Annotated in this window: 16 protein-coding genes and 2 pseudogenes; 10 read left to right on the top strand and 8 right to left on the bottom strand. The window is 74.1% G+C overall.

Features of this window, described 5'->3' with window-relative positions; translation table 11 throughout:
* Positions 1–15: 15 nt before the first annotated feature.
* Positions 16–2712, bottom strand: a complete 2697-nt coding sequence (locus ABZY91_RS25685) for a Tex family protein (RefSeq protein WP_355405414.1) — start codon at positions 2710–2712, stop codon at positions 16–18.
* Between the two features lie 157 nt (positions 2713–2869).
* On the opposite strand from ABZY91_RS25685, the gene ABZY91_RS25680 reads away from it, so the two are divergent.
* The gene (locus ABZY91_RS25680; RefSeq protein WP_355405413.1) at positions 2870–3781 is read left to right on the top strand and encodes an aminoglycoside phosphotransferase family protein; all 912 of its coding nucleotides are present in this window, start codon (positions 2870–2872) and stop codon (positions 3779–3781) included.
* A 90-nt stretch (positions 3782–3871) separates the two neighbouring features.
* Here the strand turns inward: ABZY91_RS25680 and ABZY91_RS25675 are convergent, their stop codons facing one another.
* Positions 3872–5026 (bottom strand): FHA domain-containing protein, encoded by a 1155-nt coding sequence (locus ABZY91_RS25675; RefSeq protein WP_355405412.1) that lies wholly within the window; start codon positions 5024–5026, stop codon positions 3872–3874.
* 271 nt (positions 5027–5297) lie between these two features.
* Positions 5298–6293 (bottom strand): zinc-dependent alcohol dehydrogenase family protein, encoded by a 996-nt coding sequence (locus ABZY91_RS25670; protein ID WP_355405411.1) that lies wholly within the window; start codon positions 6291–6293, stop codon positions 5298–5300.
* 144 nt (positions 6294–6437) lie between these two features.
* On the opposite strand from ABZY91_RS25670, the gene ABZY91_RS25665 reads away from it, so the two are divergent.
* The 6 genes from ABZY91_RS25665 (at position 6438) to ABZY91_RS25640 (ending at position 11267) form a co-directional block, all read left to right on the top strand.
* Positions 6438–6782, top strand: a complete 345-nt coding sequence (locus ABZY91_RS25665) for a helix-turn-helix transcriptional regulator (RefSeq protein ID WP_355405410.1) — start codon at positions 6438–6440, stop codon at positions 6780–6782.
* A 44-nt stretch (positions 6783–6826) separates the two neighbouring features.
* Entirely contained in the window at positions 6827–7558 is a 732-nt protein-coding gene (locus ABZY91_RS25660) for a tyrosine-protein phosphatase (protein ID WP_355405409.1), read from the top strand.
* A 361-nt stretch (positions 7559–7919) separates the two neighbouring features.
* The gene (locus ABZY91_RS25655; protein ID WP_329879404.1) at positions 7920–8321 is read left to right on the top strand and encodes a hypothetical protein; all 402 of its coding nucleotides are present in this window, start codon (positions 7920–7922) and stop codon (positions 8319–8321) included.
* Between the two features lie 162 nt (positions 8322–8483).
* Positions 8484–9344 (top strand): ATP-binding cassette domain-containing protein, encoded by an 861-nt coding sequence (locus ABZY91_RS25650; RefSeq protein ID WP_355405408.1) that lies wholly within the window; start codon positions 8484–8486, stop codon positions 9342–9344.
* A gap of 1 nt (position 9345) precedes the next feature.
* Positions 9346–10665, top strand: a complete 1320-nt coding sequence (locus ABZY91_RS25645) for a hypothetical protein (protein WP_355405407.1) — start codon at positions 9346–9348, stop codon at positions 10663–10665.
* Positions 10662–11267 (top strand): hypothetical protein, encoded by a 606-nt coding sequence (locus tag ABZY91_RS25640; RefSeq protein ID WP_355405406.1) that lies wholly within the window; start codon positions 10662–10664, stop codon positions 11265–11267. The genes ABZY91_RS25645 and ABZY91_RS25640 overlap by 4 nt, the downstream gene beginning before the upstream one ends.
* A 406-nt stretch (positions 11268–11673) precedes the next feature.
* Here the strand turns inward: ABZY91_RS25640 and ABZY91_RS25635 are convergent.
* Positions 11674–12474 (bottom strand): annotated as a pseudogene (locus ABZY91_RS25635) (pentapeptide repeat-containing protein); the annotation flags it as partial.
* A gap of 220 nt (positions 12475–12694) precedes the next feature.
* On the opposite strand from ABZY91_RS25635, the gene ABZY91_RS25630 reads away from it, so the two are divergent.
* The gene (locus ABZY91_RS25630) at positions 12695–14395 is read left to right on the top strand and encodes a DUF2079 domain-containing protein (protein ID WP_355405405.1); all 1701 of its coding nucleotides are present in this window, start codon (positions 12695–12697) and stop codon (positions 14393–14395) included.
* Positions 14396–14443: 48 nt separating this feature from the next.
* Here ABZY91_RS25630 and ABZY91_RS25625 read toward each other — a convergent pair whose 3' ends face one another.
* Together ABZY91_RS25625 and ABZY91_RS25620 are read right to left on the bottom strand one after the other, a co-directional pair.
* Positions 14444–15250 carry an SGNH/GDSL hydrolase family protein gene (locus ABZY91_RS25625; RefSeq protein ID WP_355405404.1) on the bottom strand — a complete coding sequence of 269 codons (807 nt, stop codon included), beginning with the start codon at positions 15248–15250 and terminating at the stop codon, positions 14444–14446.
* A 532-nt stretch (positions 15251–15782) separates the two neighbouring features.
* Positions 15783–16133 (bottom strand): annotated as a pseudogene (locus ABZY91_RS25620) (helix-turn-helix domain-containing protein); the annotation flags it as partial.
* A gap of 97 nt (positions 16134–16230) precedes the next feature.
* Here ABZY91_RS25620 and ABZY91_RS25615 point away from each other — a divergent pair.
* Positions 16231–17445: a pyridoxal phosphate-dependent aminotransferase gene (locus ABZY91_RS25615; RefSeq protein WP_329879412.1), complete on the top strand. Its 1215-nt coding sequence runs from the start codon at positions 16231–16233 to the stop codon at positions 17443–17445.
* A gap of 246 nt (positions 17446–17691) precedes the next feature.
* Here ABZY91_RS25615 and ABZY91_RS25610 read toward each other — a convergent pair whose 3' ends face one another.
* Positions 17692–18024: a YnfA family protein gene (locus tag ABZY91_RS25610; protein ID WP_355405403.1), complete on the bottom strand. Its 333-nt coding sequence runs from the start codon at positions 18022–18024 to the stop codon at positions 17692–17694.
* Between the two features lie 109 nt (positions 18025–18133).
* On the opposite strand from ABZY91_RS25610, the gene ABZY91_RS25605 reads away from it, so the two are divergent.
* Positions 18134–18793, top strand: a complete 660-nt coding sequence (locus ABZY91_RS25605; protein ID WP_355405402.1) for a ThuA domain-containing protein — start codon at positions 18134–18136, stop codon at positions 18791–18793.
* A 124-nt stretch (positions 18794–18917) separates the two neighbouring features.
* Here ABZY91_RS25605 and ABZY91_RS25600 read toward each other — a convergent pair whose 3' ends face one another.
* A complete protein-coding gene (locus ABZY91_RS25600) occupies positions 18918–19622 on the bottom strand; it encodes a SpaA isopeptide-forming pilin-related protein (protein ID WP_329948121.1) in 705 nt (234 codons plus the stop codon).
* Positions 19623–19713: the final 91 nt, after the last annotated feature.

Raw genomic sequence — 19713 nt, 5'->3', positions numbered from 1 at the left:
GCTCGGCGCACCGCGTCAGCGCCGCCCGGACCGCCGGTCACCCGAACCGCGACCCTGCTGGTCACCGCCGGTCAGCCCGGCCCGCCGCAGCGCGTCCGCCATGGCGCTGTTCCCCGCCGGCGCCGGAGCGGCGGAGCCGCCGCCCGACCCGCGCCGGTCCTGGCGCGGCGGGCGGCCACCACCGGCACCGCCGCCCTGCCGCTGGCGTCCGCCCTGCTCACCGGGACCGCGCCGCTCACCGCCGCGGTCCCCGCCGCGGTCTCCGCCGCGGTCCCCGGCCCCGCGCCCGACCTCGTCGTCCAGCCGCAGTGTGAGCCCGATCCGCTTGCGCGGCACGTCCACCGAGGTGACCCGGACGGTCACGATGTCGCCCGGCTTGACCACCTCGCGCGGGTCCTTGACGAAGTTCCTCGACAGCGCCGACACGTGCACCAGCCCGTCCTGGTGGACGCCCACGTCCACGAAGGCGCCGAACGCGGCCACGTTGGTCACCACGCCCTCCAGCACCATGCCGACCTCCAGGTCGCCGATCTTGTCGACGCCCTCCTTGAAGGTCGCGGTGCGGAAGGCCGGTCGCGGGTCCCGGCCCGGCTTGTCCAGCTCGCCGAGGATGTCGGTGACGGTCGGGATGCCGAAGGTGTCGTCCGCGAAGTCGCCCGGCCGCAGCGCCCGCAGCCGGGTGCCGTTCCCGATCAGCTCGCGCAGCTCCCCTCCCGAGGCGGCGAGGATCCGCCGCACCACCGGGTACGCCTCCGGGTGGACGCCGGAGGCGTCCAGCGGGTCGTCGCCGTCCGGGATCCGCAGGAAGCCCGCGCACTGCTCGAAGGCCTTCGGCCCGAGGCGGGCGACGTCCTTCAGCGCCTTGCGCGTGCGGAACGGCCCGTTGGCGTCGCGGTGCGCCACGATGTTGTCGGCGAGCGTCCCGGTGACGCCCGAGACCCGGGTGAGCAGCGGTGCGGAGGCGGTGTTCACGTCCACCCCGACCGCGTTCACGCAGTCCTCGACCACCGCGTCCAGCGAGCGGGAGAGCTTCACCTCGCTGAGGTCGTGCTGGTACTGGCCGACGCCGATCGACTTGGGGTCGATCTTGACGAGCTCGGCCAGCGGGTCCTGGAGCCGGCGGGCGATCGAGACCGCGCCGCGGATCGACACGTCCAGGTCGGGCAGCTCCTGCGAGGCGAACGCCGAGGCCGAGTAGACCGAGGCGCCGGCCTCGCTGACCATCGCCCTGGTGAGCTTCAGCTCCGGGTGGCGGGTGAGGAGGTCCTCGGCCAGCTTGTCCGTCTCCCGCGAGGCGGTGCCGTTGCCGATCGCGACCAGGTCGACGGAGTGCTTCTTCGCCAGCGCCGCCAGGGTCGCCAGTGCGGCGTCCCACTTGTTGGCCGGCTGGTGCGGGTAGATCGTGTCGTGGGCGACCACCTTGCCGGTGGCGTCCACGACGGCGACCTTCACGCCGGTCCGGAAGCCCGGGTCCAGGCCCATGGTGGCGCGGGTGCCCGCCGGGGCGGCGAGCAGCAGGTCGCGCAGGTTGGCGGCGAAGACGCGCACCGCCTCGTCCTCGGCCTCCTGGCGCAGCCGGCCGCGCAGGTCAATGCCGAGCCGGACCAGGATGCGGGTGCGCCAGGCCCAGCGGACGGTGTCGCCGAGCCACTTGTCGGCCGGGCGTCCGTGGTCCGCGACCCCGAACCGGGCGGCGATGCGCTGCTCGTAGTCGCTCGCGCCGGGCAGGTCGCCCGCCTCGTCGCCGTCGAACGGGGAGAGGTCGAGGTCCAGCACCTCCTCCTTCTCGCCGCGCAGCATCGCGAGGATGCGGTGCGAGGGGAGCTTGGTGTACGGCTCGGCGAAGTCGAAGTAGTCGGCGAACTTGGCGCCGTCCTGCTCCTTGCCGTCGCGGACGGTGGCGACCAGCCGGCCGCGCGTCCACATCCGCTCACGGAGCGAGCCGACCAGGTCGGCGTCCTCGCCGAACCGCTCGACCAGGATCGACCGGGCGCCCTCCAGCGCGGCGGGCGCGTCGGCGACGGACTCGTTGAGGAACGTCCCGGCGAGCGCCGCCGGGTCCTGCGAGGGGTTCGCGAGCAGGGTGTCCGCCAGCGGCTCCAGCCCCGCCTCGCGGGCGATCTGCGCCTTGGTGCGCCGCTTCGGCTTGAACGGCAGGTAGATGTCCTCCAGCCGCGCCTTCGAGTCGGCGCCGAGGATCTGCGCACGCAGCGCGTCGTCCAGCTTGCCCTGTGCCTCGATCGACTCCAGGACGGCCGTCCGCCGCTCCTCCAACTCCCGCAGGTACCGCAGCCGCTCCTCCAGCGTGCGCAGCTGCGTGTCGTCCAGCGAGCCGGTGGCCTCCTTGCGGTAGCGGGCCACGAACGGAACCGTCGCACCGCCGTCCAGCAGGTCGACCGCCGACTTCACCTGTCCCTCGCGGACGCCCAGCTCCTCGGCGATCTTCCGCTCGATCGCCTGTTGGGCCTGTCGGGCCGCCTGTTCGACTGGCGTGGTCACGAAGCCGGTCACCTTCTTCAGAGTTGCTGTCCGTACCCTCGCATTCTGGCAGCTGCCGACGACACCCCCGCCCGCCCCCACCACCCCGGGCGTGGCGCGGGCGCGACGGGACGGGCGGGCGGCGTGGAGGAAGGTGAGGAGGCGGTGCGCGGCCGTCCCTCCGGCGGGACCGCGCACCCGGCCGACCGAGACCTGCCGGAGCGGGTCGGCCATCGTGTGCCCCTCCTCCGGCGGAAGCGGCTCCGACCAGCACGGCCGCGCCCCCGAGCGCCCCCCTGGAAACCCAACACCCCCGTGAAGTCCTCACGATCCCACCCTGGTGTTCGAAAAGGAGGCGATCACCCGCCGGTCCAGGCGTACAGTGCCGGGCATGTGCGCAGCCGCCCGACCGCCCGACCGCATGCACGACGACGAACCCGACATCGACACCGGCCTGGTCCGACGGTTGATCTCCGCTCAGTTCCCGCAGTGGAAGGGGCTTCCGCTGCAACGGGTCGCCTCCACCGGGACGGACAACGCGATGTTCCGCCTCGGTCCGGAGCTCGCCGTCCGTCTCCCGCGGGCCGGTTGGGCCGCCGACGGCGTCACGCGCGAGCAGCACTGGCTCCCCCGCCTCGCCTCCCGGCTCCCGGTCCCGGTTCCCGAGCCGCTCGGCCACGGCCGCCCGTCCTCGGGATACCAGTGGAACTGGTCGGTGGTGCGCTGGCTGGACGGCGTCAACCCGATCGTCGGATCGCTCGCCGAACCGGTTCGGCTCGCCCACGCCATCGCCGGTTTCATCACCTCCCTGCGCAAGGTCGAGCCGACTCCGGACGCCCCGGCGGCCTCGCGCGGCGCACCGCTCGCCGCCCGCGACGCCGCGACCCGCGCGGCCATCGGCCGGCTGCGCGGAATGATCGACACGGACACCGCGACCGCCCTGTGGGACAAGGCCCTCCGCCTTCCGGAGCGGGCCGGACCGCCCACCTGGATCCATGGCGACCTGTCCCCCGGCAACCTCCTGCTCACCGGCCAACACCTCGGCGGCGTCCTCGACTTCGGCCAGACCGGGGTCGGCGATCCGACCGTCGACCTGATCGCCGCCTGGAACCTCCTCCCCGGCAGCGCCCGCCCCGTCTTCCGCACCGCCCTCGCCGTCGACGACGCCACCTGGGAGCGCGGCCGCGCCTGGGCCCTCTCGATCGCGCTGATCCAGCTGCCGTACTACCGCACGACCAATCCGCCCCTGGCGGCCAACGCCCGCCATGTGCTCCGGGAGGTGCTGACGGACCGCAGCGTGTGAGCCCCGCCCGCGCGCCCCGTCCCGGCCGTCCCGTCGCCCGCGCCCCGTCGCGGGCGCTCCGCCGTGGTGTCCGCGCGAACCGGCCACCGCTCACGCCTCCATGATCCGGGTGGCCTCCGCCGCTCCCGGCGGGAGCGGCCGGCGCGCGACCTCGGACTGCCAGGAGCCGGCCAGTTCGGCGGGGAAGCGGCGACCGCTGCGGGTCAGCACCAGCCCCGGCGCGAGTTCGACCTCGTCGCCCGGCCGGAACGGGCGGTTCGCCCCGGGCGGCAACTGCTCCCAGGGGCCGCACTGTCCGTGCCGGCCGGCCGCGCGCATCCGGCTGCCGTACGTGCTGGTGTCCCGCACCACCACCGAGCCGCCGCGCACCGACACCACCAGGTGCCGGCGGCTCACGCGGGCGGCGAGCGCGGACGGCAGCAGGGCGAGCAGGGCGATGCCGTCCGCCGTACCGGGCGCCCGACCTACCGCCGTCTGCGAGCCCTCGTCGAGCGTGTACCGGGCCACGCACTGCCCGTCGACGACCACCTTCAACTGTGCGGCGCCGGGCCGCGTCCCGTCGTCGAGCAGCGGGGCGCCGTGCAGTTCGCAGGTGGGCAGGCCCTGCCGCATCCGCGGGAGCATCACCCGGCCCCCGCGGTGGACGCTGTAGAGCGTGCAGCGCTGCTCGGGGCAGCGCCAGGCGCGGCCGACGACCTCGACCAGGGGCTTGCGGGCGGGGGTGAGCAGTCCCTGCTTCTTGAGCGCGGACAGCTCCATCTTCTTCGAGATCTCCGCGCCCGTCCGGTGCCCCATGTCGAGCGGCACCAGCCGCACCGTACCCCCGCGGGCCGGCTCGGGCTTGAGGAACTGCCAGGTGTTGCCCTGGATCCACGGGTGTTCGAGGCGGAAGTCGTCGTAGTGGTCGCCGGTGACGACCTGGATGCCGGTCATGCCGGCGATCTCCAGGACGCGTTCGTCGGCGTCCGGCACCTCCTCCACCAGGCCGGCGGTGACCCACCGCCGCAGCATGCGGGCGTCCGCCGGGTCGGTGAACTCCCTCCTGCCGCCCAGCAGGCTGCGGTCCGCGACCAGGTAGACGGAGACGTTCCGGTCTCCGGTGAGCCTGATCAGCGCCTGGATCACCAGGTGGAGACGGTGCAGTGAACGCGGGGCGGGGCCGCCGAGGTTGACCTGGCAGGCGATGTTGGAGAGTTCGACCAGGTAGTCGGCGCGGTCGGCCGCGGTCGCGAGGTTGCGTTCCAAGGGACCTCCGTGGCACGGGTCGCCGGGCACCGTCCTTCCGTCCCCATCATGGCGCACCACCCCCGCCGGCGGGAGGCCGCGCCGGAAGGTTCGCCCCCTCCCCCCGTCTTCACCACCGGTTCGCCGCTGCCCACTTCGGCCGCGCCGGCGGCCACGAACCGCCGCGCACGCCCGTTCCCGGCCGCCCCTTCCCGGCCTCCCCGCCGCCCGCCGCCCGCCGCCCGCCGCCGCCCCGGGACGACGGGGCTTCCCGGGCGTCCCGGAGCCGCCGTCAGTGGTCGACGGTCACCACGATCTTGCCGACCTGCGTACCCGCCTCCATGTAGCGGTGGGCGTCGGCGATCGCCTCCAGCGGGAAGGTCCGGTCGACCACCGGCCGGAAGGCCCCGGTGCGCAGACCGGAGGCGACGAAGGCCTCGGCACGACGCAGGGCCTCCGGGTCCCTGGTGGTCTCGTGGAGGATGTAGCTGCGCATCGCCCTGCCGCTCATCAGGGCCATCGGCGGGAACGGCGTGTCCAGGCCGCTCAGCATGCCGTAGACGAAGAGGGTGCCGCCCCGGGCCAGGGCCTCGGCCAGCTCGACCACGCCCGGGCCCGCGACGGCGTCGAAGACGAACGTCGCACCCCGGCCCCCGGTCAGCTCCAGGACCCGCTCCGCGACGTCCTCCTCGTCCGTGACGATCACGTCCGCCGCGCCGGCCTTCAGGAGGGCGTCGCGCTTCGCGGCCGTCCTGGTGGTGGCGATGGGCGTCGCGCCCACCCGGTCGGCGATCTGCAGGGCGGCCAGGCCGACGCTGCTGGACGCGGCCGTGATCACCACCGTGTCGCCGGCCCGCATGCCGCCGGTCTCCACCAGCGCCCCGTACGCCGTCACGTACGGCATCCAGACCGCCGCGCCGCCGACCGCGTCCAGCCCCTCCGGCCGGTGCAGGACGGCGTCCGCCGGGACGACCGCCCGCTCCGCGTAGACGCTGTAGTCGTTCATCGAGAACGCGGGCACCACGCTCACCCGGTCCCCCGCCGCGAACCCCGCCACCCCCGGTCCGACCGCCTCGACCACGCCCGCCGCCTCGGTGCCCAACCGACCGGGGAACTCCCGGACGTCCTCGATGTACCGGCCGCTGCGGAACAGCACCTCGGCCCGGTTGACCCCGATCGCGTCGACGCGGATCAGCAGTTCACCGGCGCCCGGCGCGGCGATCGGCGCGTCCTCCAGCCGCAGCACCTCCGGCCCGCCCAGCTCGTGAAAGCGCACAGTCCTGACCATCGCTCAACTCCCCTTTCCCATAGGTGGCGACCCCTCCAGACAACTTCAAAGTACGGCAGCTGTCAAACTTCGACAGCTGTCGTACTTCGACCCGGCCGCACCGCGCCGGCTGTCGTACGATGACCGGCGGGAGGCCCACCACCGATGACACGAGCAGCGCAGCGCGGCACCACCAGGGACCGCGTCCCGCCCCACCCCGACCTCCGCGCGGTCGCGCTCCAGCAGGTGCTGGAGGCGCTCGTCGACCCCGTCCGGCGCCACATCGTCCGCGAGCTGCACGCGGCCGGCGAGGACCTCGCCTGCGGGGTGATCGAACTGCCGGTCGGCAAGTCGACGGCCACCCACCACTTCCACGTCCTGCGCGAGGCCGGCCTCATCCGCCAGTACTACGTGGGGACCTCCCGCCTCAACGCACTGCGCCGGGAGGAGTTCGAGGACGCCTTCCCGGGGCTGCTCCAGGCCGTCGTCGCGGCGCCGGAGCAGCGGTGAGTCCCGCCCGGGGCCGCGCACGCACCACCCCTTAGGGTGCGAACATGACACGCCACATCACCTTCGAAGGCCCGATCAACTTCCGCGACCTGGGCGGCTACCCGACCGCCGACGGCCGGTCGGTCCGCTGGGGCCGGCTCTACCGTTCCGCCTCCCTGGGCACCCTCACCTCCCCCGCCGACCTCGAACGGTTCCGGGCACTGGACATCGGAACGGTGATCGACCTGCGCTACCCGTGGGAGATCGCCCGCAAGGGGAGGGTCCCGGAGCTGGACGGGGTCGCCTACCACAACCTCTCGATCGAGCACCGGCCCTACGACCAGGCCGAGATCGACCCGGACGTGGATCCCTGGCGGCACCTGGCGGATCGTTTCGCCGAGGTGGCGGAGGACGGCGCGGCGGAGATCCGGGAGGTGCTGGAGGTGATCGCCGCGGCCGACCGGCCGGTGGTGTTCCACTGCGCCTCCGGCAAGGACCGCACCGGGCTGATAGGCGCACTGGTGCTCACCCTGCTCGGAGTCGACGAGGACGACGTCGCCGCGGACTTCGCGCTCACCGAGCTGGTCACCGCCCGGCTGGTGGCCGACTGGCGGGCCTCCAACCCGGGGCGCGCGCTGCGCTGGCCGGCGTTCGGACGCGCTCCGGAGGAGGTGATCCGGCTGACGCTCGCGGACCTGACCGCCGCCCACGGGTCGGTGCACGCCTACGCCACCGGCAAGGTCGGGATCGACGGGGCCGTGATCGGCGGACTCCGCGCCCGGCTTCTCACGGTGTAGCCGCCCGAGGGCGGTAACTGGCCAGTACATCACCGGAACGACAATCACATAGAAAAGGAATCGATCGGCCCTCTGTTCAAAAACGGACACCGGCGGTCGACATTGTCCGGACCGGTGCCGTGATAGAGAATTTACGGTGAATATCGATCACGCCCTTGCCATCCCTCCTCCCCCAGACCTCGGCCCTCCGAATGGCCGGAAAAAATAGTGCTGGCCACCTGTTCGTGCACGCTAATGTCATTCCCGCGGCGGCTCGGCCGATCGGGTGACCGAGACCGTTCCGGTCGAACCTCCGCTCGTTTCTTTTTGCCTGCATGACTCCGCCCCGCACGGCGGTGTCACCGAAAAGATCGGACGGAACATGCACGCCGAGAACCGCACGCTCCTGCGCGGCGCCCTGGTGGCCGCCGCACTGATCGGGTTCGCCGGGGCCACGCCCGCCCTCGCCGAGGGCTCCTGGACGTCGCACATCGGCAAGTGGGGCCCGGGCTCGGAGTCCCGCCGCTGGGCGGACGCCGACCGGGACGACACCGTCACCACGGTCACCTTCCAGGGCTGCACCACCGACACCAACGACTTCAAGGACGCCGACCTCGCGCTCTTCAAGGACGTGTTCGGCCCGGACAAGTCCTACGGTTACCGGCTCAACCACTGCGACGGCTCCGCCTGGGGCGACCAGAGCTCCGGCGACTACTACTTCGTACTGGAGGGCGTGCGCGGTGGCGGAAAGCTCTGGGTGGACACCGTGAGCACCCGGTACTGACAGACCCGGACCCGATCCGCCGCCGATCCGCCGCCGTGCCGAGGCGTGCCGACGGACGCCCCTTCCGCCGGCACGACCCGAACGCCCGGGAACACCCGGAACACCCGGGACACCACCCGGAACGACGGCCCACTTCCCCGAGCGAAATGCGTCGACCCCGCCATGGCTCTCGAATTCCACCGCATCGAATTCCAGTACAACCGAAAGGCCACCCTCTTCGCCGGTCTCGACCTGAGGATCGAGAACCGGGCCACCGTCCTGCTCGGCCCCAACGGCGCCGGGAAGTCCACGCTGATGTCCCTCGCCGCCTCCCACCTGTCCCCGCACCGGGGATCCGTCACCTGGCACGGCGTCAACCCGGCCACCGGCGGCGGCGACCGGGCCGCCTACCGGCGCGCCGTGGCCTGGTTGCCCCAACAGGTCACCCCGGTCCCGGGGCTCAGCGTGCGCGAGCAGGTCGCGTACTGCGGCTGGCTGAAGGGCATGTCACGCACCGCCGCCTGGCAGGCCTCGGCCGGCGCGCTCGCCCGGGTCGGGCTGGACCGGCTCGCCGACCGGGCCGGGCACCAGCTCTCCGGCGGCCAGCTCCGCCGGCTGGGCATCGCCGGCTGCCTGGCCCACCACAGCGAGCTGATCCTCATGGACGAGCCCACCGCCGGACTCGACCCGACCCAGCGGGCGGTGTTCCGTTCGCTGGTCGAGGAATTGACCGAGGACGTGAGTGTCGTCGTCTCCACCCACCAGACCGAGGACCTCGCCGAGACCTACCGGCACGTGGTGGTGCTGGACCGGGGCCGGATCCGGTTCCAGGGCGGCACCGGGGAGTTCCACGCGCTCGCGGACGGCGCCGTCGTCGGTGCCGCCGACGCCGCCGGCCCCGGTGCCGGGAGTGCCGCGGGTGGCGGTCCCACAGGTCGCGGCCCCGCGGGTGGCGGTGCCGCGGGCCCCGATACCGGCGTGCGCGGCCCCGGCACCCCGAGCGCCGAGGCCGCGTACGCCCGCCTGATCGAACGGGAGACGTGACATGCTGCTGCGCACCGTCCTCCGGGTCTCGGCGGGCACCCGTGTGCTGCCGTTCCTGCTCGGCTTCCTCCTGGTCGCCCTCGGCGACGACCTGACCGCCTGGATCACCCCCGCCTACGGACTCGCCGCCGCCGGCCACGCCAGCCTCGCGCTGCCGTTCGCCGGCGCCGCCTGCGCGGCCGCCGGGGCCTGGGAGGGCGGGCGACTGCACCGCGGCCGGGTCTTCGACCGCTCGCCGGTCCGGTCCCCGCTGACCATCACCGCGCCGCTGCTCCTGCCCGTCGCCGCGATGGGCGGGCTGGGCATGGTGGCCGCGCTCGGCACCACCGCGGCGGCCGGCGGCACGGTGACCGGGGTGCCGCAGCCCGGTGTCCTCGCCGTCTGGGCCGGGCTCCTGCTCGCCGACACCCTGATCGGGTCGGTCGTCGGGCGGGTGCTGGCGCCGGTGGTCGCCGTCCCTCTCGCGCTGGTCAGCAGCTTCGTCCTGAACGCCTACCCGGCCTCGTTCGACACCTACTGGCTGCGGCACCTGGTCGGCGGCGGCCTCGCCGACTGCTGCGCGGTGGACCAGGTCCTGGACGGCCGGGCGGTGGCGAGTTCACTGGTGTTCTCGGCCGCGGTCTGCTCGGCCGCCGTCCTGCTGATCCGGCAGCGGGGCGCGCCGATCGCCCTGGCAGCCGCGCTGGCGGTGACGGCGGCCGGCATCGGACTCGCCGCACACCTCGCCCGCGACCTCGGCCCGGAGCCCGTCCGGACGAGGTCCGCCGCCGCCCTGGTCTGCGACCACGGCCGGCCTCGCGTCTGCCTCTGGCCCGAACTGGGCGCCGCCCGCTCGACCATGGTCCGCGCGGAGACCCGGCGACTCGCCGGCACCCTGGCCGGGCACGGTGTGCCCGTACCGGAGGCGTTCACCATGGCCGGCCGGCCGGGGCCCGGCGAGGCCAAGCTGGGCGTCCCCACCGACGCCCGGGTGCAGGACGTCGCGCCCGCCGTGGTCGGCGGTCTGCTCCCCCGGGTCCCGGACTGCGCCCTGCACGGCGGCCCGTACCCGGCGGGTGCGGCGGCGGGCACGGCCGCCGCCTGGCTCGCCGCACGGGCGGGTCCGGACGGCAGCACCGTGCCGCCGTCCTCCGGCGGCCGGTTCGACGACGCGGACGCCGCCCGCGCCGCGCAGCTGCTGCGCCTTCCCCGGGAGGCCCAACTCGACTGGTACCGAAGGGCCGTCGAGGCACTCGGCCGGTGCGGCGCCCCGCCGCCGGCCGTCGGACCGGGGACCACGACGGCCGGACCGGGGAGCGTCGGGGCGGGTGGCGCCCCGTGATCTGGTGGTGCAAGGCCCGTGCGGTGCCGGCCGTCACCGCCGCGCTCGCGGGCACGTTCGCCCTCGGCCTGCTGCTCGGGGACGGCGAACTGCCGGTGCCCGCGCTGCGCGGCCGGGCCGGACACTTCCTGGTCGCGCACGTGATCACCCTGATCCCGGCGGTCTTCCTGCTGTACGGGCTGGGCCGGGGTGACCTGCGCACGGAGACGGTCGCCGGGCGGTTCCTGCGCGGGTGGGACGTCGCGCTCACCCTCGGCGTCGCCGTCACCGGCACGGCGGTCGGCGCCCTCGCGTACGCGGCCGGACAGGGCGACCTCACCCTCGTCATCGCCCGCGACACCGCCGGCTACCTCGGTCTCGCGCTGCTGCTCCACCCCCTGGTGGGCCACCGCCCGGCCGCCGCCGCGCTCGCCGTCGTCCCGCTGCTCTGCTCGGCGACCGGCTGGAACCCCGACGGCCGCCCCGAACCCTGGGCCTGGCCCCTCCACCCGGCCGGTTCGGCGTACGCGCTCGCCGGCGTCGCGCTCACCGTGCTCGCCGGTACGTCCTGCGCGCTGCTCCGCCGACATCCGGTGGCCGAACTACGGGTACTGGCCGCCTGAACGCCCCGCCCGACTCCGCCCGATCCCGCTCGCTCCCGGGTCGCTCCAGGCCGGGTGCCGTGGGGCGGTGGGGCGGAAGGTGCGGGGCGAACAGGACGGGTGGGGTGGATCGGGTCGGCGGAACGCCGGAACTGCCTCACCGCGGGCGCGGTTTGCCCTGCCGCCCGCCGGTCCGCGCGCCACCGTTGCGCCCCCCACCGTTCTGCCCCTGCCCGCCGCCCTGCCCGCCGCCCTGCCCGTCCCGGCCCTGAGCGTCCTGACCGCCCTGAGCGCCCTGGCCGCTCCGGCCACCCTGGCCTCCCTGGCCGCTGCGGGCACCGCCGCGCTGCCCGCCACCGCGTGGCCGACCGCCCTGCGGCCCGCGGGCGCCGCCCCGCCCGGCCGGGGTGGCACCCGCGGCCTCCGGCCAGTGCCCCGGGCGCTTCAGCGCCTCCGGCAGGCGGGTCGTCGCATCACCCCGCGCCGCGTTGAGCTGGATCTGGGTGAGGAAGAGCACCTCGGTGAGATCGGCACCGGACAGGTCGGCGTCCCGGAGGTCCGCCCCGATCAGGTCGGCGAGCCGCAGGTCCGCGCCGGACAGGTCGGCGGCGACCATCAGGGCGCCCCGCAGGTTGGCGCCGCGCAGGTCCGCGCCGCGCAGGCGGGCGCCGAACAGGTCCGCGCCCCGGTGCTCGCGGCGGCGCGGCACGGCGGCCCGGACCAGCTCGCTCGCCTTCAGCAGCAGCTCGGCCACGCGCTGCCGGTGCGCGGGCACGTCGACCGCCAGGATCTCCTCGGGCGTGCCGGCGGCGAGCCTGCCGGTCTCCTCCAGCGCCTCGCCCAACTCGGCGTGGACCGGACGGGCGGGGGCGAAGGTGAGCGCCTCGGTGAGGTACCGCAGCAGCTCGTGCAGCTGCCGCACCACCGGGAACACCTCGAACATCCGCGCGCCGCTCTCCGGTTCCTCCCGCCAGCTGCGCCCGCCGAAGGTGACTTGCGACACGTGCTGGCCGGCCCCGAAGCAGTCGTACACCGTGCAGCCGGGGAAGCCGGTGTCGCGCAGCCGCTCGTGGATGCCGCAGGTGAAGTCGGTCTGCAGGTTGCGGCACGGGCTTCCGGCGGACTTGTTGACGGCGAAATCGCTGCCCGCGGCGAACGGCAGCGCGACGCAGCACAGCCCGAAGCAGCTCCCGCAGTCGGAGACGAGGTTGAGGCTCGGGACGGTCACGGTGCTGGTGTTCCTCCGGTCGGGTGAGGTCGTGCGCTGTAGAGCGTACCGATCCGCCGGAACCGCGGTCGGTTAGTGTGGTCGGCCGGTGTCGGTTCGGCCGGGGCGAGGCGGTCAGGGCTCAAGCAGGACGGAAGCGACCCGGATCCGCTCAGGATCCGGGGGCACCGCACACGGCACGAGCAGCACCGCGCACCACAGCACACTGGAGGAATCAGGCATGTCCCGGCACGACGTGACGCCGTACCCGGACGCCCTGGACCCCGGTGACACCGCCGAAGCGGGTGACACTGCCGACGCCGGGGGCACGACCGGCACCGGAGGTCCCGCCGGCACCGCCGACGCCGGGGACCGCACGTCCGCCGACCGGTTCGCCGACCTCCGCTTCTCCCCGCGGGCCCGCACGATCGCGTTCACCGTGCTCTGCTTCGCCGTCTGCCTGGCCATCGGCGCCCAGCAGTGGACCACCGCCCAGCTGGGCGGCTTCGACCTCGGCATCTTCGACCAGGGCGTACGCGGCTACGCGCACTTCGGCCTGCCGGTCTCGACGCTGAAGAGCTACCACCACGAGTTCCCGCCCGGCTTCTCCCTCCTCGGCGATCACTTCTCCCCGGTGATCGCCCTGATGGCGCCGCTCTACTGGCTCTGGGACGACCCGCGCTCCCTCCTCCTCGGCCAGGCGCTCTGTTTCGCGGCCGGAGTGCCGCTGATCCGCCGGATCGCCGACCGCTGCTTCGCCGACGCCGACCCGCGCACCGCCCGTCGCGCCGCCGACCTCGCCGCGCTCGCGTACGGCCTGGGCTGGCCGCTGCTGGTGGCCTCCCGCGGCGGCTTCCACGAGGTGGCGTTCGCGGTGCCGCTCACGCTGCTGATGCTGGAGCGCGGGCTGGCCCGCCGTTACGGCACCGCCGCGTTCGCCGCACTGCTGCTCTGCTGCACCAAGGAGGACATGGGGCTGGCGGTCGGCGCGTACGGGCTGGTGCTGCTGCTGCGGGCCCGCCGCGACACGGAGCCGGCGCGACGCAGGCGGGCCGTCCGCTGGGGTACCGGGCTGCTGCTCGGCGGGCCGCTCGCCTCGGTGGTCGCCATCGCCTGGCTGGTCCCGGCCATGGGCGGGGTGCCCGGCTACTACTGGAACTACCGGGCGCTCGGCGAGGACGGCGGCTCGGCGGTGGCCAACGTGCTCTCCGATCCGACCCGGCTCCTCTCGGCCCTCGTCGACGCGCCGCTGAAGCCGCTGCTGCTGCTCTGGATCTTCGGCACGCTGTTCCTCCTCCCGCTGCGTTCCGCGACGATCCTCTGCGCGCTGCCGCTGCTGGCCGAGCGGGTGCTCTCCAGCAACCCGAACCACTGGTCGGTCGCCCGGCACTACGACGCGTTCCTCTGGCCGATCCTGCTGGTCGCCGCTCTGGAGGTGCTGGGCCGCCACCACGACCGGGCACTGACCCGCCGCCTCGGTGTGGCGGCGGCGGCCGTCACCGTCGCGGCGGCGCTGCCGCTCGGGGCGGCGAACCTGTTCGTGCCCGCCTACTGGCAGCCGAAGGCGAGCGAGGCCGCGCTGCTGCGCGGCGCGGCACGGATCCCGGACGGCGCGTCCGTCGAGGCCGACAACCAGGCGGTGCCCCGGCTGACGGCCCGGACGGACGTGGTCCTGGTGGACGAGAAGCCGCGCGGGCGCGAGTACGTGCTGATCCGCGCCGACAAGCGGTCCTTCCCGTTCCGGACCGACCGCGAGCAGGCGGCCAGGATCGACCTGCTGCTGGCTCACGGTTACCGGACGCTCTGGTCGGAGGACGGTGTCGTGCTGCTGCACCGCGAGAGCACCGAGCCGGTCCCGGGCGAGCACGTACCCGGTCCGGACTCCACCCCGTACCAGGACGAGGTGCCCTCGGACGTCGGTCACCACCTCTTCCGGGGCTGACGGGGCACCTGCCTGCGGGTGGCCGCCTCCGGGCCGGCCGGCCGGCCGCTACGCCCCCTGAGCCTCGCGGGCCTCGAACGGCAGCAGTTCCGCGCGCTTGGGCGCGCGGCCGTCGCCGGAGGAGCGGCCGGTGAGCCTGCGGCCGACCCACGGACCCAGGTGGGTCCGGGCCCAGCGGGCGTCGGCGGCCAGCTTCTCCGTGCGGCGCGGGGGGTCGGCGGGCGACAGCGGGGCACGCCAGTCGATTGCGGTGGGGCGGCCGAGCGCCTCCAGTACGGCCTCGGCGACCCGGCGGTGACCTTCGGGCGAGAGGTGCAGCCGGTCCTCCGCCCAGAGCCGCCGGTCGTCGAAGCAGGGTGCGGAGAAGAGGTCGACCACGGCGATGCCCGGGTCCTGGGCGAGCTCGTGGACGAAGGCCTTCATCCGCAGGATGGCCGGGAGCAGGCGGGCCGAGCCGGCCATCCGCCGCGTCGGGTCGGTGCTGGTGAACAGGACGACGGTGGCGCCGGTGGCGCGCAGCGCGGTGGCGGAGCGGCCGAGCAGTTCCTCGACGCGGACGACGTCGCAGCGGGGACGCAGCACGTCGTTGAGGCCGCCGGCCAGGGTGACCAGGTCGGCGCCCATGGCGGTGGCGGTGTCGATCTGCTCGTCGTGGATCTGGCCGATGAGTTTGCCGCGGACGGCGAGGTTGGCGTACCGGAAGTCCCCGGCCGGCCGCTCGGCGGCGAGGCGTTCGGCGAGGCGGTCCGCCCAGCCCCGGTAGTGACCGTCGGGCGACAGTTCGTCGCACATGCCCTCGGTGAAGGAGTCCCCGACGGCGACGTAACTGCTGTAGGTGGTGGGCGCGTGGCGCACGGCGTTCTCCACAGTCTTCTCGATGGCCCGACGATCGTACGCGCAGCGCCCGCGCGTCCCCGGGGCGGACCCCTCCCGCGACCGGACCGCGGCACGGCCGCCGCTGCCCGGTGAACGACCCCGACAAGCGGATGTCGATCCGCCGTTTATCGCCGCCCGGCAGAGTGGTGCAGGTCGGGAGGGACGGACGCCGCGAGCAGTGCGGGCCGTCTGCGCGGATCGACGGCCGGTCTCGGGGGAGCCGGGCGCCGCAGCAGCTCCCCACCGCCGGGCCGCGGGTGCGGCGCCTCCCACACGGGCGCCCCCGCGGTGCCGGGCCGCGTCCCCCCGGCCGGGCGGGCGGACCACGCGCGGCACCCGGAGCCCGGAGCCCGGAGCCCGGCGGACCCTAGCCCGCGAGCATCGCCCTGTCCCCCGGCGTTCCCGAAGCCTCCGGAGCTCCGTCCGCGTCCCGGTCCGCATCCCGGTCCGCGTCCGCGTCCGCGTCCGGGTCCGCGTCCGGAGCCGTCCCCGGATCCACCTCCCCGGTGATCCAGTGCGATCGCACCGCATCGGTCGGCCGCTGCTCGCCGAGCGCCGGGAGCCCCCAGGCTCCGAGCGCGTCGACGACCGGCCGGAGCGAGGCGCCGCGCGCGGTCAGCTCGTAGACGGTGGCGTTGGCCGGCCGCTCCAGCCGCCGCCGCTCCACCAGCCCCTCACCCTCCAACTGCTTGAGGCGCGCGGCGAGGATGTCGGTGGAGACTCCGGGCAGGTCGGCGTGCAGGTCGGTGTAGCGGCGCGGGCCGGCGAGGAGTTCACGGACGATCAGGAGGCTCCAGCGCTCCCCCACCGCGTCCAGGGCGCGGGCGACGGCGCAGTACTGGTCGTAGCTTCGGCGTGACATGTGGATCAGCATAGCCAAAAGGTTGGACTTTCCAAGTGCTTACTTGGTAGAACAAAGCAAGAAGGATCCACGCGGTGTGACGGTCGGGAGGCCGCAGATGGAGTTTCGGCAGTCCAGCAAGCTGAATGACGTGTGCTACGAGATCCGCGGCCCGGTGGTCGACCAGGCCAACGCGCTGGAGGAGGCCGGGCACAGCGTGCTCCGGCTGAACACCGGCAACCCGGCCACGTTCGGCTTCGAGGCGCCCGAGGAGATCATCCAGGACATCATCCGCAACCTCCCCAACGCCCACGGCTACAGCGACTCCCGCGGCATCCTGCCCGCCCGGCGCGCCGTCGTGCAGTACTACCAGCAGCGCGGCGTCAGCGGCGTCACCGTCAACGACGTCTACCTCGGCAACGGCGTCTCCGAGCTGATCCAGATGTCCGTCACCGCACTCGTGGACGACGGCGACGAGGTGCTCGTCCCGATGCCGGACTACCCGCTCTGGACCGCCGTGATCCGGCTGGCCGGCGGCAAGGCGGTGCACTACGTCTGCGACGAGGAGGCGGAGTGGTACCCGGACCTCGACGACATCGCGTCGAAGATCACCGCCCGCACCAAGGCGATCGTCGTCATCAACCCCAACAACCCCACCGGCGCCGTCTATCCGAAGGAACTGCTGGAGGGCATCCTCGACCTCGCCCGCCGGCACCACCTGATGGTCCTCGCCGACGAGATCTACGACAAGATCCTCTACGACGGCACCGAGCACCACTGCCTGGCCGCGCTCGCCGACGACGTCCTCACCCTCACCTTCAACGGCCTCTCCAAGTCCTACCGGGTGGCCGGCTTCCGCAGCGGCTGGCTGGTCGTGTCCGGACCCAAGCAGCACGCGTCCGACTATCTGGAGGGCCTCACCATGCTCTCCGGCATGCGGCTCTGCCCCAACGTCCCGGCCCAGTACGCCGTCCAGGCCGCGCTCGGCGGCCACCAGTCCATCAACGACCTGGTCCTGCCCACCGGCCGCCTCGCCGAGCAGCGCGACGTCGCCCACAAGGCGCTCAACGAGATCCCCGGCGTCAGCTGCGTCCGCCCCAAGGGCGCGCTGTACGCGTTCGCCAAACTGGACCCCGCCGTCCACCGGATCGTCGACGACGAGCGGTTCGTCCTGGACCTGCTGCTCCGCGAGAAGATCCACGTCGTCCAGGGCACCGGCTTCAACTGGCCCCGCCCGGACCACTTCCGCTTCGTCACCCTCCCCCGGGCCGACGACCTGGAGACCGCGATCAACCGGATCGGCCGCTTCCTGGCCACCTACCGCCAGACGTAACCGGGCCACAGCCGGGCGGACCCGCGGCATCGGCACGCCCCGGCCCCGCCCCGTTCAAGGCCCGACCCCGCGGACACCCCGGTCCGCGGGGTCGCTCGCGTGCACCCGCCGCCCCGGCGCCCGGAACCCGAGAAGGGGCGCGCAGCAGGTCGCGTGATGTGCCGACCGTTCAGGACTCCCCGAGACGTGGGCAGGGGGGCTTCGGCACTGCACGACCCGTCCGGCAGGTGAGAGCCGGGGCCGGATTCAGCGCCGGGGGCCGTACATGATCACGGCGACGCCCGCGAGGCAGACCAGTGCCCCGACCACGTCGTACCGGGTCGGCCGGAAGCCGTCCGCCGCCATGCCCCAGAGCAGCGAGCCGGCCACGAACACCCCGCCGTACGCGGCCAGCACCCGACCGAAGTTGCCGTCCGGCTGCAGGGTCGCCACAAAGCCGTAGGCACCGAGCGCGACGACGCCCGCCCCGATCCACGCCCACCCGCGGTGCTCACGCACCCCCTGCCAGACCATCCACGCGCCCCCGATCTCCAGGAGGGCGGCGAGGACGAACAGGAGGGCGGAGCGCAGGACGGTCATGAGCCGAGAGCCTACGACGCGCCCCCGGACCCCGGCGCGGTCGCCGTCCCGGCCCTCGCCGACGGAACGCCCGGCCGCGCCCGCCCGGGCACCTGGCAGGATCGCCCCCATGGCCCGGATCCTGATCTACCGTCGCAACCTCCGCTTCCCGCACGCCTCGGCACTGGACGGCACCCGCGCGCTGCACGAGCTGGGCGAACGGCACGGCTTCACCGCCGACGCCACCGAGGACCCGGCCGTCTTCCGGCCGGACACCCTGCGCCGGTACGCGGCCGTGGTCTTCCTCTCCACGGGCGGCGAGGTGCTCGACGAGGCCGGGCAGGACGCGCTGCGCGCCCACCTGACCGCCGGCCACGGCTGGCTGGGCGTGCACGCGGCCTCCACCACCGCGTACGGGTGGCCCTGGTTCGAGGGCCTGGTCGGCGCCCGCTTCGACCGGCACCCGCCGATCCAGCCCGCCGTCGTCCGGGTCGCCGACGCCGACCATCCGTCCACCGCGCATCTCCCGGCCCGCTGGGACTGGACCGACGAGTGGTACGACTTCCGCTCCGACCCGCGCGAAGGCGGCGCCCGGGTCCTGCTCACCGTCGACGAGGCCGACTACCGGGGCGCCTCGATGGGGTCGGGCGACCGGCACCCGATCGCCTGGTGCGGCGAGCACGACGGCGTCCCCACCTTCTACACCTCCCTCGGCCACGCGCCCGAGGCGTACACGGACCCGGCCTTCCGCGCCCACCTGCTCGGGGGCCTGCGGCACGTCCTCGTCTGAGGGCGGGCCGGACATGGCGGACCCGCCCGGAGCACGGGGGCTCCGGGCGGGTCCGGCATTCCGACAGTCCGACGCTCCTGCGTCGTCGGGTTCCCGGGTCCCGGGTTCCCGGCTTCCTCGGTTCCTAGCAGTCGTCGTCGTGCTTCTTGTTGGTCAGCACGACGGTGACGCAGTCGTCCTCGTCGACCGTGTAGGGGCAGGTCACCGGGTCACGCGGAAGGTCGTAGCCCGGAGGCGCGACGGTCTCCCGCAGGTAGTACTGGCCCGCCGACAGGTGCCTGAAGTCGCACCCGCCGTCGGCGCTGGTGGTGCAGGACGCACCCGAGCGGGTGTCGGGGTTGGGCCCACCGGTCTGCAGACCGGGGATGCCGTTGGTCTCCTTCCACAGCTCGAACACGGCGCCGGCCAGCGGCCTGCCCGACTTGTCGTCCTTCTTGGTGAGGTGGATCGAGCCGTCGGCCGGCGGCTTCGGCGACGGGCAGTCGCGCGCCGTGATCTGGACGCCCTCGGACGCGTTCTGCGCCGTCAGGACCAGCGGACCGAAGACCGGCAGGGACGGCAGCTGGTACCCGGGCGGGGCAGCGGTCTCACGCCAGTAGTACCCGCCGACCTCCACCGTCCGTCGGCAGAGGCCGTCGGCGCCGGTGGTGCACGGGGCGCCGACCTGGGTGTCGGGGTTCACGCCGGTCGTCTGCAGACCGGGGATGCCGTTGGTCTCCTTCCACAGCTCGAACACCGCACCGGCCAGGACCGCGCCCGTGTTCGCGTCCTTCTTCAGGACCCGGACCTCACCCGTCACCGGGGGCTGCGGCAGATCGGCAGCGGTCACCTGCACACCGGCCGAAGCATTCGCCGGAGTCAGAACCAACGGACCGAACACCGGTGAAACAGGCAGCTGGTACCCGGGCGGGGCAGCCGTC

Source organism: Kitasatospora sp. NPDC002965, from assembly GCF_040611255.1.
In the GTDB taxonomy this organism is placed as follows: Bacteria; Actinomycetota; Actinomycetes; order Streptomycetales; family Streptomycetaceae; genus Kitasatospora.
Note: the sequence above shows the minus strand (reverse complement) of the source record. Positions and strands in the feature narration are given on the sequence as shown.